The 13,699-nt window shown below is 70.2% G+C and carries 11 protein-coding genes; 8 read left to right on the forward strand and 3 right to left on the reverse strand.

Features of this window, described 5'->3' with window-relative positions; all coding sequences use genetic code 11:
• Nucleotides 1-6 precede the first annotated feature (6 nt).
• Nucleotides 7-525: a GNAT family N-acetyltransferase gene (locus tag ACIA8K_RS10505; RefSeq protein ID WP_396057183.1), complete on the reverse strand. Its 519-nt coding sequence runs from the start codon at nucleotides 523-525 to the stop codon at nucleotides 7-9.
• A gap of 109 nt (nucleotides 526-634) precedes the next feature.
• On the opposite strand from ACIA8K_RS10505, the gene ACIA8K_RS10510 reads away from it, so the two are divergent.
• The 5 genes from ACIA8K_RS10510 (at nucleotide 635) to ACIA8K_RS10530 (ending at nucleotide 9,875) form a co-directional block, all read left to right on the forward strand.
• Nucleotides 635-1,468, forward strand: a complete 834-nt coding sequence (locus ACIA8K_RS10510) for a hypothetical protein (RefSeq protein ID WP_396057185.1) — start codon at nucleotides 635-637, stop codon at nucleotides 1,466-1,468.
• 8 nt (nucleotides 1,469-1,476) lie between these two features.
• Nucleotides 1,477-2,217, forward strand: coding sequence for a hypothetical protein (locus ACIA8K_RS10515; RefSeq protein ID WP_396057187.1), 741 nt, complete (start codon nucleotides 1,477-1,479; stop codon nucleotides 2,215-2,217).
• Nucleotides 2,218-2,295: 78 nt separating this feature from the next.
• Nucleotides 2,296-2,943 carry a hypothetical protein gene (locus ACIA8K_RS10520; RefSeq protein WP_396057189.1) on the forward strand — a complete coding sequence of 216 codons (648 nt, stop codon included), beginning with the start codon at nucleotides 2,296-2,298 and terminating at the stop codon, nucleotides 2,941-2,943.
• A 45-nt stretch (nucleotides 2,944-2,988) separates the two neighbouring features.
• Nucleotides 2,989-5,001 carry an SPFH domain-containing protein gene (locus ACIA8K_RS10525; RefSeq protein ID WP_396057191.1) on the forward strand — a complete coding sequence of 671 codons (2,013 nt, stop codon included), beginning with the start codon at nucleotides 2,989-2,991 and terminating at the stop codon, nucleotides 4,999-5,001.
• The gene (locus ACIA8K_RS10530) at nucleotides 4,998-9,875 is read left to right on the forward strand and encodes a DNA repair ATPase (protein ID WP_396057193.1); all 4,878 of its coding nucleotides are present in this window, start codon (nucleotides 4,998-5,000) and stop codon (nucleotides 9,873-9,875) included. The genes ACIA8K_RS10525 and ACIA8K_RS10530 overlap by 4 nt, the downstream gene beginning before the upstream one ends.
• 58 nt (nucleotides 9,876-9,933) lie before the next feature.
• Here the strand turns inward: ACIA8K_RS10530 and ACIA8K_RS10535 are convergent, their stop codons facing one another.
• Complete coding sequence (locus ACIA8K_RS10535) at nucleotides 9,934-10,173, reverse strand: hypothetical protein (protein WP_396057195.1); 240 nt, start codon at nucleotides 10,171-10,173, stop codon at nucleotides 9,934-9,936.
• A gap of 210 nt (nucleotides 10,174-10,383) precedes the next feature.
• Between ACIA8K_RS10535 and ACIA8K_RS10540 the strand changes: the two genes are divergently transcribed.
• Nucleotides 10,384-11,115 (forward strand): winged helix-turn-helix domain-containing protein, encoded by a 732-nt coding sequence (locus tag ACIA8K_RS10540; RefSeq protein ID WP_396057197.1) that lies wholly within the window; start codon nucleotides 10,384-10,386, stop codon nucleotides 11,113-11,115.
• Nucleotides 11,116-11,200: 85 nt separating this feature from the next.
• Here ACIA8K_RS10540 and ACIA8K_RS10545 read toward each other — a convergent pair whose 3' ends face one another.
• Entirely contained in the window at nucleotides 11,201-11,566 is a 366-nt protein-coding gene (locus tag ACIA8K_RS10545; protein ID WP_396057199.1) for a DUF6069 family protein, read from the reverse strand.
• Nucleotides 11,567-11,675: 109 nt separating this feature from the next.
• Here ACIA8K_RS10545 and ACIA8K_RS10550 point away from each other — a divergent pair, with 109 nt between their 5' ends.
• Together ACIA8K_RS10550 and ACIA8K_RS10555 are read left to right on the forward strand one after the other, a co-directional pair.
• A complete protein-coding gene (locus ACIA8K_RS10550) occupies nucleotides 11,676-12,755 on the forward strand; it encodes a sensor histidine kinase (RefSeq protein WP_396057201.1) in 1,080 nt (359 codons plus the stop codon).
• Nucleotides 12,752-13,402: a response regulator gene (locus ACIA8K_RS10555; RefSeq protein ID WP_396057203.1), complete on the forward strand. Its 651-nt coding sequence runs from the start codon at nucleotides 12,752-12,754 to the stop codon at nucleotides 13,400-13,402. Before ACIA8K_RS10550 ends, ACIA8K_RS10555 begins: the two co-directional genes overlap by 4 nt.
• The last annotated feature ends 297 nt before the right edge of the window (nucleotides 13,403-13,699 follow it).

Below are 13,699 nucleotides of genomic sequence, written 5' to 3' on the forward strand. Positions count from 1 at the left end.
GAGTGCTCAGCGGAGTGGGAGCCACATGTGGATCTCGTCGCGGTCGTCGCCGGGGGCCACCCGGATGGCGCCCGGCAGGCGGCCGACCTCCTTGTAGCCGGCGCGCTGGTAGAAGCGCTCGGTGCCGTTACCGGCCCGGACGGTCAGGTGCAGCGCCTCCCAGCCGGAAGCCCGGGCCACCCGCTCCGCCTCGGCGAGCAGCGCGCGACCGTACCCCCGGCCCTGGGTCGCGGGGTGGATCATCACGCGCTTGAGCGTGCGCCAGTGCATCCGCAGGTGGAACCGGTTACTCGCGAAGAACAGCAGTCCGACCAGGCGCCCGTCGTCGTGCCCGACAAGCAGCCGGTCCTCGCCGTCCTCGAGCCCCACGAACGTCGCGCGCGCAAGCGCCGCCACCGCATCCCGCTCCACCGGCGGCACGAACCCCACGGCCCCGCCCGCCTCCGATGCGGCATGCCACAGGTCGACGATCTCCTCCCGAAGCCGTTCATCCAGCTCCGGATCCACCCGCCACACCACGCTCATCAGGCTATTTTCATCGCCGCACGCCATTGTTCACCCCTGTGGGCACCAAACTGCGACACGCGTCTCTGTTCTGCGCGTTTCAGTTGCGCATTCCTTCTAGGCTGTCCGCGTGACCGACGCATTCAGAAACGACGATGCGGATGTTGAGGAGCGGAAGCTCCGGTTGCGGGCCGCCCTGGACGATCTGCGGGCCGGCCGCCTCCAACCCGGCGTCGACGTAGCGGCCCCGGGCGAGACGCCCGCGGAGACGTTCGGTGAGGCCGCGGACGGTCAGGTGCGTGCGGCCGCGAGCGCGGGCCGTCTCGGCCTGCTGGAGATCGACGCCGTCCTGATGCGCCGTGACCTCGACGAACTCGGCACGCTCTGCGCCTCCGCGATCACCGGCGCGCTGCGCGGGCAGCGTGACGCCGACCCGCTCGCGGGCTCGACGCCGGACCTGGGCGCGCTCGGCGACATGCTGCAGGGCGTGCAGGCCGAGGGCATGCGCACGATGGCCCGCATCGAGCAGGCGCTCGGCGCGGTCATCGCGGATGTCGGCCCGCGCACCGGCATGGCCGGCGACCCGCGCGCCGCCGGCCTGGACGATGTGCTCAGCGCGACCGTGGCGGGCCTGCGTGCGGCCGGAGCGGTCACACCTGCGGAAACCGAGCGTCGCGGCCTCGGCGGCGACGGCGCGGTGGCGGCAGTTATCGGATCCGGCGGCGTGATCGGGCTGGAGTTAAGCCCGCAACTCTCCCGTGCGCAGTCGCACGAACTCGCGGCGGCCATCGTGCAGGCCGTGAACGCGGCGCTCACCGAGCCACCGCCGGACACCGCCGCACCTGCCGCCGACCTGACCGGCCTCTCGCGCCGCATGGAAGAGCTGCGCGACGCGAGCCTGACGCAGATGACCGCCTACTCGACCGCACTCCGATCGATCATGAACCGAATCGGTGAGCCGTAGGAGGACTCATGCAGACGTTCCAGGTGGACCCGGACGGCATGCGCGGTTCCGGCGAAGGCATCCAGACAGCTGTCGGAAACCTCGACGACGCGCTGACCTCATTCGAGAACGAACTGGCCGGGTACGGCGAACCGTGGGGCGCCGACGACCTCGGCAGCATGCCTGGCCATCGAGATCGCGCAGGCCATCGCGACCGCGGTGGCGACGTTCGGCGCGTCGCTGCTGGAGATCCCCATCTTCCGCATGCTGACCAAGCTGGTGCTGGACCAGATCTCCGGTTTCGTCGATCCAGGTTCGGACCGCTGGAAAACGGCGTTTCCGCTCATTACGTGATTGGTGTCGAGATGCGCGATTCAATGTCCTTCTACCGCACGTCGGACGGCTTCTTGACGTTTCGGTCGGACACCGGGTTCTTCAAAGATCTCGGCTCCTGGATGACCAGCGACATCCAGAGCTATGCGCCGGAGTGCCTGGAGTTCCTGGCGATCCTGGAGGATGTCCGCGCCGGGCGGCGGGACACCGAGTCGATCGAGGGAAATGCGTATCAGGCGATCGTGACCGGCGACGCCGTGCGTGTGCAGAACATGTTCGTCGAGTCGGGGGAGGACTACACCTTTCAGGAGGCCCACTCGGTGATCATCGACTACTGGAAGTGGCTGACGCCCGAAGCGGAGGATCGCTCCGCGCAGATCGCGGCGTGGACGGCGGAGTTTGGGCGGGAGCATCCGTGTCTCGGGCATCTCGGATGAGTCGATCTACGGCTTGACGCGTTGTGCCATCATCGTGACTGTTGAAAGCGCAGGTCACATGGGGAGGCTGCTGCCGCGATGGGCGGATTCATCGATGCCGCGCTGGGTTTTCCGGCGGTGTTGTTCAGCTTCCTGCTCGTAGTGGTGGTCGGGTACTGGCTGTTGGTCATCGTCGGCGGCGCTGATGTCGACGGGCTGGACGGCGACGGCGGTGAGGCCGGTGAGGTCGGCGGGATTTCCGGCGCGCTGGCCTGGCTTGGCCTCGGCGGCGTACCCGTGACGGTCATCCTGTCGCTTCTGGTGGCCTTCGCCTGGTTCGTGAGTCTGGCGGGCACTGTGGCACTCGGCACCACCGGCCTGAACGGCGGCCTCATGATCGCGTTGTCCGTGGGGGTGCTGGTCGTGGCGCTTGTGGTCGCGTTCGGGCTCACCCGGGTGCTGGCCGGCGTGCTGTCGCGGATCATGCCGATCGGGCCGCAGCCGTCGCGCGGGGACTTCATGGGCGCCACCTGCGTGATCCGGACGGGGTCGGTGACGGCCACGTTCGGCCAGGCCGAGGTGCATGCGGCGGACGGCTCGTCCTCGATCATCCAGGTGCGGCAGCCTGGTGCCGAGGTTTTCCGGGCCGGGTCGAAAGCCATCATCTACGACTTCGACACCGTCGGCGAATTCTTCTGGGTCATGCCGGTCGACGCGGTTCCCGGCATTACCGAACACACCGCGTAAAGCTTTTATCACCCCCACCTTTCTCGTACCGAAAAGGGATTCTCTATGGATGTGATCACCACGGGACTCGGTGTGCTGCTCGCCGTTGTCCTGCTCGTCCTCATCGGCATGGTCTTTCTGGTCAGCCGGCTCTTCCGGAAGGTAGAGCAGGGTAAGGCGCTGATCGTCTCGAAGGTGCGGAAGGTGGATGTCACGTTCACCGGCGCCGTGGTGATGCCGGTGCTGCACAAGGCCGAGATCATGGACATCTCGGTGAAGACGATCGAGATCGACCGGGCCGGGCACGAGGGCCTGATCTGCCGGGACAACATCCGCGCGGACATCCGGATCACGTTCTTCGTCCGGGTGAACAAGACCACCGAGGACGTCATCAAGGTCGCCCAGGCCATCGGTACGGCCCGCGCCTCCGATCAGAACACGCTGCAGGAGTTGTTCAGCGCGAAGTTCTCCGAGGCGCTGAAGACGGTCGGCAAGCAGCTGGACTTCGTCGACCTGTACACGAAGCGCGACGAGTTCCGTGACCAGATCATCGCGGTGATCGGCACCGACCTCAACGGGTACAGCCTCGAGGACGCGGCGATCGACTTCCTGGAGCAGACGCCTGTCTCCCGCCTCGACCCGAAGAACATTCTCGACGCGCAGGGCATCCGGAAGATCACCGAGCTGACCGCGGTCGAGGCCGTGAAGACGAACGAGTTCCAGCGCACCGAGGAGAAGGAGATCACCCGGCAGAACGTGGACGCCCGGGAGACCATCCTCGAGCTGCAGCGCCGCCAGGCCGAGGCGGAGATCCGCCAGAAGCGCGAGATCGAGACGATGCGCGCCCGCGAGGAGGCCGAGACCGCCAAGGTGTACGCGGAGGAGCGGCTGCGCTCCCGGACCGCGGATCTGCGCACCGAGGAGCAGCTGGGCATCCAGTCGGAGAACCAGGCCCGGGAGATCGCGGTCGCGGCGAAGAACCGCGAGCGGGTCATCGCGATCGAGACCGAGCGGATCGAGAAGGACCGCATGCTTGAGGTCATCTCCCGGCAGCGCGAGACCGAGCTCTCCACGATCTCCAAGGACAAGGAGGTCGAGGGCGAGCGGCGGGCCATCGCCGAGGTTGTCAGGGAGCGGATCGCGGTCGAGAAGACCGTGGCCGAGCAGGAGGAGAACATCAAGCGGCTGCGCGTGGTCGAGGAGGCCGAGCGCACCCGCCAGGCGGTGATCATCAACGCCGAGGCCGAGGCGCAGGAGGTCCTGGTCAAGAACATCAAGGCGGCGGAGGCGTCCGAGGCGGCCGCGAAGTTCAAGGCCCGCGAGGAGCTGGTGCTGGCCGAGGCCCGGCAGCAGGCCGCCGAGCTGGACACCCGCGCCCGGATCCGGCTCGCCGAGGCGGCCCAGGCCACCGCGGCCGCCGAGGGTCTGGCCGAGGTCCAGGTCCGCGAGCGCAACGCGGAGGCGATCGAGAAGGTCGGCCGCGCCGAGGCGATCGTCGACCGGGAGAAGGCCCTGGCCGGCGCGGACGCGCTGCGCGAGAAGCTGAAGGGCGAGGCCGAGGGTCTCACCGAGAAGGCCGCCGCGATGGCCGCGCTGACCGACGCGTCCCGCGACCACGAGGAGTACCGGCTGCGTCTTGAGGCGGAGAAGGAGATCCGGCTGGCCGGCATCGACGTGCACCGGCAGGTGGCGGAGGCACAGGCGATGGTGGTCGCGGCAGGTCTGGAGAAGGCAAACATCGACATCGTCGGCGGGGACAGCGTCTTCTTCGACAAGCTGCTCGGCTCGATCACGCTCGGCAAGAGCATCGACGGGTTCATGGCGAATTCCGAGGTGGCTCAGTCGCTCGTCGCGCCGTACGCGAACGGCAACGGCAACCTCCCCGCGGACCTGGGCAAACTGCTCGGCTCGATGTCCACGGCCGACGTGTCGAACCTGACGCTGTCCGCGTTCCTGATCCAGCAGATGAAGTCCGCGAGCAGCGCTGACGAGGCGAAACTGCGTGAGTTGCTGGAGAGCGCGCGCCGCCTCGGCGTGGCGGACAAGTCCGTCGCCGAGCTGACCCCGGCCGCGAAGTGACCGAGAACCTCGACGCCGGCACCTATGAGGTGCTCCGCGGCCGGCTCGCCGAGCAGGCCGCGGAGTTGGCCCGCCGCGCCGAACGTCTCAACGTCAAGCGCGCGGAGACGTTCGGCGGCGCGGAACTGCGCCTGCTCGGCACCGAGCGGATCCGGACCGAGAACAACTGCGTGCCGCGCGACATCGTGTCCGTCGGCGGGCTGATGCTCTTCGGCTACAACGTCTTCATCGGCCTGAAGTCGGAGACGTCGATCGACGACGTCTTCGCGTTGCACGGCTTCGTCCGTACCCCCGATGCCTTCAGGTTTGATGAGCCGGGCCCGGTGCCGGGGTTGCTCGACGACGAGCGGTTCCAGCGGGACTTCGCGGAGCTGTACAAGTACTACCGGCAGACGAAGCTGATGCAGCTGCGCCGGATGGAGGGGCGGCTGCTGGCCGTCTTCCAGACCGGCGCCCGGGCGGACGATCTGCGCGTGCTGCGCTGGCAGACCGCGCCGGACGGCACCGTCTCCTATCTGGACAACCGGGGCGAGCGCGAGCACGTGTTCCCGCCCGCGCACGACTTCGAGTGGACCGAGACCGGGCGTGACCAGCACGTTCTCGGCCGGCACCCGCACATCTCGATCGAGGACCAGGTCTTCGTCGAGACGGTCGGCGGCACGCTGACCATCAAGGTGGAGAACAACACCGAGGACGGCGAGGGGATCTACGGCGAGCCGGTCGACGAGCCGCTGCAGAGCCTCGCGGACGCGGAGATCGCCTACGCCCGGGTCGGCACGCTGATCCTGCTCAAGATCCTGCCGTACAAGGAGACGGTCCACAGGTACCTGGTCTTCAACATCCGGACCCGGACCGTGGTCCGGCTGGACGGCATCGGGCAGGCCTGCCAGCGCCTGCCCGAGGACCAGGGCCTGATCTTCCCGGGCGGTTACTACCTGGACACCGGCATCGTGAAGACGTTCGACACGGACGTGGCGGGGCTGGAGTTCGAGAAGGTCATCCGGTCCCCGAACGGCGAGGACGTGCTCTACGTCTTCCACGCCCGGGACGAGGGCCGTTACCTGCTGCTGCCGTACAACCTGATCCGCAAGGAGGTCGCGAACCCGTTCACCTGCCACGGGTACTCGCTCTTCGACGACGGCACGCTCATCGTCTTCCGCGCGGTGTCCGACGAGCCGACCCGGGTGCACCCGGTGCAGGTGTGGCAGACGCCGTTCCTGTCCGACACGTTCGCGGCCGCCCAGCCGGCCGGCGAGGGCACGCTGGCCCGGATCGGCAACGCGGAGCTGGTCCGCGGCATCTCCGAGGCGGTCTCGGTCGCCCGGATGGTCGGCGAGATGAGCCCGTCGCAGGCCGTCTACGAGGGACTTATCGCGGCCTGCACACGCGCGTTCGACAACTACCACTGGCTGGGCGAGGCCGAGCTCGGCGACCTGCGCACGCCGCTGTCCGAGGTGCGGGCCACCGCAGCGCAGGTGCTCGACGAATTCGAGAAGGTCCAGGCGCTCACCGCGCAGGCCGCGACCGCGCTCGGCACCGCGTCGTCCGAGGTCAACGCCATGATCCGGCGATCCCGGGGTGAGACGCCGACCTCCACGTCGGAGTGGGTCACACGACTGGCCGCGCTGCGTGCGGCACAGGGACGGCTCGGCTCGCTCCGTGAGGTGCGCTATGTGGATCTCGCGGCGCTGGAGACGGTGTTGAACGATCTCCAGGCGGAGACCGGATCGTTCGCCAAACGGGCCGTCACCTTCCTGAGCGACGCCGACGCGTTCACGTCGTACCACGTCACTGTCGCCGAACTTGAGGCCGACGCGGGCACCATCGAGACGGTGGCGTCCTCGGCCGCGGTCCAGGAGCGGATCGACACGCAGGCCACCGGCCTGCAGACGGTCACCGAGGTGGTCGGCTCGCTGGACATCGCGGACGCGACCGTCCGGGTCGGAATCCTGGAGCGGGTCGGCGAGGTCCTCGGCGGCCTCAACCGGGCCCGTGCGGTCCTTGACGGCCGCCGCCGCGCGCTGCTCGACCGGGAGGGGCGGGCCGAGTTCGCCGCCGAGTTCGCGCTGCTCGGGGCGGCAATCACCGGCGCGCTCGCGGTCGCGGACACGCCTGAGACGTGCGACGAGCAGCTCGGCCGGCTGATGCTTCAGCTGGAGAACCTGGAGTCCCGGTTCTCCGACTTCGACGACTTCCTGGCCCAGCTGTCGACCAAGCGCACCGACGTGTACGAGGCGTTCTCGTCCCGCAAGCAGGCGCTGCTCGACGACCGCTCACGCCGCGCGGACCGGCTCGTCGACTCCGCCGAGCGGATCCTCGGCAGCGTCGGCCGCCGGGTCGCCACGCTGAGCACGCTCGACGAGGTCAACACGTACTTCGCCACCGACCCGATGGTCGCCAAGCTGCACTCCGTCGCGGACGAGCTGCGCACCCTCGGCGACAGCGTGCGCGCGGAGGAACTGGCCGGCCGGGTCAAGGCCGCGCGCCAGGAGGCCGGCCGGTCGCTTCGTGACCGCCTCGACCTGTTCGCGGACGGTGGCGGCACGATCCGGCTCGGCAAGCACCGGTTCGCTGTCAACACCCAGGCCGTGGACCTGACCATGGTTCCGCACGACGGCGAGATGACGTTCGCGGTCACTGCCACCGACTTCAGGTCCCCGGTCCGCGACGCCGCGTTCGCGGCCACCCGGCCGTTCTGGGAGCAGCTGCTCGCCTCCGAGTCCGCGGACGTCTACCGGGCCGAACACCTGGCCGCCACGGTGCTCGCGGCGCGGCCGGCCGACGCCACCGCGGACCTCAAGGAGATCGTCCGCCGGGAAGCCGAGACCAGATACGACGAGGGGTACGAGCGGGGCGTCCACGACGTCGACGCCGCGCTGATCCTCGACGCGCTGCTGCGCCTCCAGGCCGGCGCCGGGCTGCTGCGCTTTCCCGCGGGCGTACGCGCGGCGGCTCAGCTCTTCTGGGCCTTCGGGGTCTCCGAGCCGGACCGGGTGGTCTGGACGCGGCGGGCCTCGTCGCTGATCCGCGCCCGCGCCGTGTTCGGTACCGCCGGCCCGGCGCTGCGTGACCTGGCGTCCACGCTCGGCGCCGCGGCAACTGTCTTCCTCGGCGAGGCCGGGCTGCCGGTCGACGAGCCGGAGCAGGTGGGGGAGTACCTGGTCGAGGAGCTGGCGGGTCAGCCGTTCGGGTTCGCGACAAGCGCGGATGCTCGTACCCTGCTCGATCGTTTCCGCCGTGCGCTAGGTGGCGCCGCGGCGCCCTCCGGACGCGACTTCGACGAGGATCTGCGTGCCCTCGACGACCTCGCGGCGCGACACCAGCTGGCATCCGCGTGGCTCGGCGCCTACCTGGCCTCCACCGGGGCCGAGGCGCCGCCTGAGCTGCCCGAGGCCGTCGCGTTGCTGCTGACCCCGGACCTGCCCAGGCATGACTCGTCCGCGGCGCTCTCGCTCGATGTGAGCGGGCTTCTCGGCGCACACTCGCGGATCAAGGACCGGACGCTCACCGTGCGGCTGGACGAGTTCCTGCCGCGCACCCGCCGGTTCCGCGAGGAGCGGATGCCCGCCTACCGCGCGTACCAGCGGCAGCGCAACGCGCTCGCCACGGCCGAGCGGGCCCGGCTGCGCCTGGACGAGTTCACGCCGCGGGTGATGAGCGCGTTCGTCCGCAACCGGCTGCTCGACGAGGTCTACCTGCCGCTCATCGGCGACAACCTGGCCCGCCAGCTCGGCGCGGCCGGCGATGCGAAGCGCACCGACCAGATGGGCCTGCTGCTGCTCATCTCGCCGCCCGGCTACGGCAAAACCACTCTGATGGAGTACGTGGCGAGCCGGCTCGGCCTGGTCTTCGTCAAGGTCAACGGCCCGGCGCTGGGACACGGCGTGACCTCGCTCGACCCGGCCGAAGCGCCGAACGCGACAGCGCGCCAGGAGGTGGAGAAGATCTCGTTCGCCCTGGAGATGGGCAACAACGTGCTGCTCTACCTGGACGACATCCAGCACACCAACCCGGAGCTGCTGCAGAAGTTCATCTCGCTGTGCGACGCGCAACGGCGGATGGAGGGCGTCTGGGACGGTGCCACCCGCACCTACGACCTGCGCGGTAAGCGGTTCGCGGTGTGCATGGCCGGCAACCCGTACACCGAGACCGGCACCCGTTTCCGCATCCCGGACATGCTCGCCAACCGGGCCGACGTGTGGAACCTCGGCGACGTGCTGTCCGGCCGTGATGATCTGTTTGCTCTCAGTTACATCGAGAACGCGCTGACGTCGAACGCGGTGCTGGCGCCGCTCTCCACCCGTGAGCGCGGCGACATCGAGCTGCTGGTCAGGCTGGCCCGGGGCGACGAGACCGCGCAGGCGGACAAGCTCACCCACCCGTACTCCGCGGTCGAACTTGACGGCATCCTCGCGGTGCTCCGCAAGCTGCTCCGGGTCCAGGAGGTCGTGCTCACTGTCAACCGCGCCTACATCGCGTCCGCCGCGCAGGCGGAGGAGTCGCGCACCGAGCCGCCGTTCAAGCTGCAGGGCTCGTACCGCAACATGAACAAACTCGCGGAACGCGTGGTGCCGGTGATGAACGACGCCGAACTCGAACTGGCGATCGACGACCACTACCTCGGCGAGGCGCAGACGCTCACCGGCGGCGCGGAGGCCAACCTGCTGAAGCTCGCCGCGCTGCGCGGGCGTCTCACCGAGGCGCAGGCCGCACGCTGGGAAGAGGTCAAGGCCGGGTTCCTCCGGCAGGCCGCGCTGGGCGGCGCCGGGGACGACCCGATGAGCCGTGCGGTCGGCGCGGTCGGGCTGCTCGCGGACCGGGTGTCGGAAGCCATCGACCGCGCCGCGGCGGCGACGCGGTCGACGACATCCTGAGTTACCGAGGGGGTTTCTACCTGCTCATTGCGGGCGTCGCTGCCACGACGCCGGTGTCTCAGCTGTGCGTGGGGACGCGCGGCTGAGGCACCTCCAACCAGCTCGGGTTGGAACCCCGCCAGGCGTTGGCGAGGATCACGGCCGAGGCCTGGCTGGGGCACTCCTGGACCTTGGACTTGCCGGAAGCGCCGCCGATCTGCGCCTCGACCTCCCAGCGCGCCCCATCCGTCCGGATGAAGACGTCGCGACGACCCTTTGGGGTGCGGTTCCCGTTCCACCAGTGGCATTCGACTCTCACTACCGGACCGTACCCCAGGTCGGGCCTAACCCGAATATTTTGATCTTGATCGGTTCGGTTACGACTTACCGCACGTCAGAAGTGATCTCCCTGGGGAAACGTGGTGTTCGACACCCATAATCCGGTGATCACCGAACGGAAACAAAGCTGCTGGACGCTTGCCTTTCCGATCGCACCTTTCGGGGGTAGGGCACCGTGGAAATTCTTCTGATGACCGCCATCGCCGGCGAGCGCGCCCGACGCGTCCTTCCCGGGCTCGACCTCCTGCCGCACACGCTCCGGGTCGCCCCGCGAGACGTGTCCGCGCTGATCAGCGGTCCGAACCCGGACATCGTGCTTGTCGACGGCGCGCACGGACTCGGCACCCGCTCCGGCCTCGCCGAGGCCCGCGACACCTGCCGCCTGCTGCGCGCCACAGGCCTCTCCAGCCCGCTCCTCGCGGTCGTCGACGAAGCCGGCCTCGCCGCCGTCTCCGCCGAGTGGGCGCTCGACGATGTGGTGCTCGCCACGGCCGGCCCCGCCGAGATCGAGGCCCGGCTCCGGCTCGTCACCGCCCGCCGCACCGCCCAGGCGGCCGGCGCGAACGGCCTCATCACCGCCGGTGAGCTGGTCATCGACCCCGCCACCTACGCCGCGAAGCTCAAGGCCGCGCCGCTCGACCTCACCTACAAGGAGTTCGAGCTGCTGAAATTCCTCGCGCAGCACCCCGGGCGTGTCTTCACGCGCGACCAGCTGCTCCGCGAGGTCTGGGGCTACGACTACTTCGGCGGCCACCGCACCGTCGACGTCCACGTCCGCCGCCTCCGCGCGAAGCTCGGCTCCGAGTACGAGTCGATGATCGGCACCGTGCGCCAGGTCGGCTACAAGCTGGTCCTCCCGCCCCGCCCGGAGTCGGCTCAGGCCTTCGCCACGGCTGCGGAACTGGAGACCATGTTCGCCTGACCGGCGGATGCACACCCGGCGGGCCCGAGCTGGTCTCGCCGGGTGACAGTTCGACAGACCGGTGATCGTGAAGCACTGCTCCGGGTCAGGAGCGCCCGGCAACCCGCCCGCGCATCCCCGCGATGATCGTGACGCCGACCGTCAGGTGCAGTGCGACCAGGCACAACGCCGACGTACGCCCGTCCGCGCCCGCCGCCCCGGCCAGCGACACCGCAAGCACCACGACGGCGATCACCGTCCACACCCGCAGCGCCCGGCCGGTGACGCGCGCCAGCAGCGCCAGCAACCCCCACCCGGCCAGCCCGGCCAGCAGCGCCGTGATCAGGACCGCGACGAGCGTCACCTCGCGTCCGCCGGCGGAGAGCCGCACACCGCCGAGCCAGTGCATCAGCGCGTACGCCACGCCGCCCGTCACCATCGCCGCCACCGGGACAATCAGCTTCTTCGTCATGTCGGAAGCGTGCCGCCCGCGTGCCGCCCACCGCATCCGACCGAGCGCCCGGTCACCTCCTACTTTGGTAGGTGGTGGCCCCGGCCGGCCCGGCGATACGGTCACCACCGTGAACCCCCGCCCACTCACCGTCGCCACCGCGATCACGGTGCCCGCGGTCGGCGCGATCACGGCGGTCAGTCTGTGGACCGCGGTCGTGGAAGCGTCGCCCGCCCGGATCGCGCTTGACGTGGCCACCGCCGTGCTGTCGCTAGCGGTGAGCGCCTGGGTCCTGCGCGCGCCCGCCGCCGGTGGCGTGGCGGCAGGGCTGCTCACCGCGCTGTCACCGGTCATGACGCCGGTGGCCGGCTTCGCCGTCCTGCACACCGCGCGGGTACGGCCGGTCCGTCAGGCCCTCGCGGTCACGCTGGCCGGAGTCGCCGGACAGGCCGTGCAAGGGCTCTGGCGACCGGTGGCCGGGCTGGCGTACCCATGGTGGCTGGTGTTGATGGCTCTTGCCTATGCGGCGGTCCTCGGCTGGGGCGTGTGGGCACAGGCCCGGCGCAACCTGCTCGACGCGTGGCGGGAGCGGGCCCGGCGCGCCGAGGAGGAGCAGTTGCAGCGGGTCGAGGAGGCCCGGCGGGCCGAGCGCACCCGGATCGCCCGGGAGATGCACGACGTGCTCGCCCACCGGCTGTCGCTGCTCGCGACGTACGCGGGCGCGTTCGAGTACCGGCCGGACGCGCCGCCGGAGCGGATGACAGCGGCGGCCGGCGTGATCCGGGACAGCGCGCACCGGGCGCTCGACGAACTCCGCCAGGTGATCACGCTGCTGCACCGCGACGACCCGGCCGGCGACGCGGACGCGCCCACCGCAGCACACGACGCCTCCGACATCCACCGGCTGATCGAGGAGGCCCGCGCGGCAGGGCAGTCGGTGTCGGTGGACGGCGCGCCGCCGGACGAGGATCTCGCCTACCGGATCGTCCGGGAGGCGCTTACCAACGCCCGCAAGCACGCGTCCGGCGAACCGGTGCGCCTCACGTTCGCCGGCACCACGATCACCGTGCGCAACCGGTCCGGCCCGGGCGGCACCCGCGGCGCCGGAACCGGCCTGATCGGCCTGGCCGAACGCGTGACACTTGCCGGCGGCGCGCTCACCCACGACACCGCGGACGGCGAGTTCCGCCTGACCGCCGAGCTGCCGTGAACCCCGTTCGCGTGCTCATCGTCGACGACGACCCGCTGGTCCGCGGCGCGCTCACCATGATGCTCGACGGCGCCGGCGAGATCGTCGTGGTCGGCGAGGCCGCGGACGGCGCCGCCGCGATCACCGCTGTCGACCGGCACGCCCCCGACGTGGTCCTGATGGACATCCGCATGCCCGGACTGAGCGGCATCGCGGCCACCAGGCGCCTGCGCGCCCGCCCCCGGCCACCCGAGATCATCGTGCTCACCACGTTCGACACGGACGACCACATCGTCCGCGCGCTCCGGGCCGGCGCCGGCGGTTTCCTGCTCAAGGACACCCCGCCGGACCGGATCGCCGCCGCCGTCCGCGCCGCCGCGGCCGGCGAACCAAGCCTCTCCCCGTCCGTCGCCCGCCGCCTGATGCACCAGGTCGCCACCGGCGCCGCCGACTACGAACGCGCCCGCGCCACCCTCGCCGCCCTCACCCCACGCGAACGCGACGTCGCCCTGGCCATCGCCCACGGCAGCGCCAATGCGGACATCGCCGCCGCCCTCGACATGAGCCTCACCACGGTCAAGGCCCACGTCTCCCACATCCTCACCAAACTCGCCCTCACCAACCGCACCCAGATCGCCCTCCTCGCCCACGACGCCGGCCTCATCTAGGCCGTCATCCCGCAGGAGCCGTCATCTCGCAGGATCACAAGCCTTCACGATCAAAAGCTTTCTTCCCGCTCACGCCGTGGTGCGGCCCGCACGCTCCCGCGGGCAACGGTCGGCCGCAGGCGGCCTCCCTTCCGGTTCCGCGGTTGGCCACCCCACGAGCCCTCACGCGCCGCGCACGTCCTCCCTGCGGTGGTGGCGTGGCCCGGCTGACTCGTCGCCAGCAGCCCCGCGGCGGCTCCTCGACAACTGTGTGCGGTGACGGATTGAGCCGCGCCTGTGGGGTTTCGGCCACGACGG

Source organism: Catenuloplanes sp. NPDC051500, from assembly GCF_044454585.1.
Lineage (GTDB): Bacteria > Actinomycetota > Actinomycetes > Mycobacteriales > Micromonosporaceae > Catenuloplanes.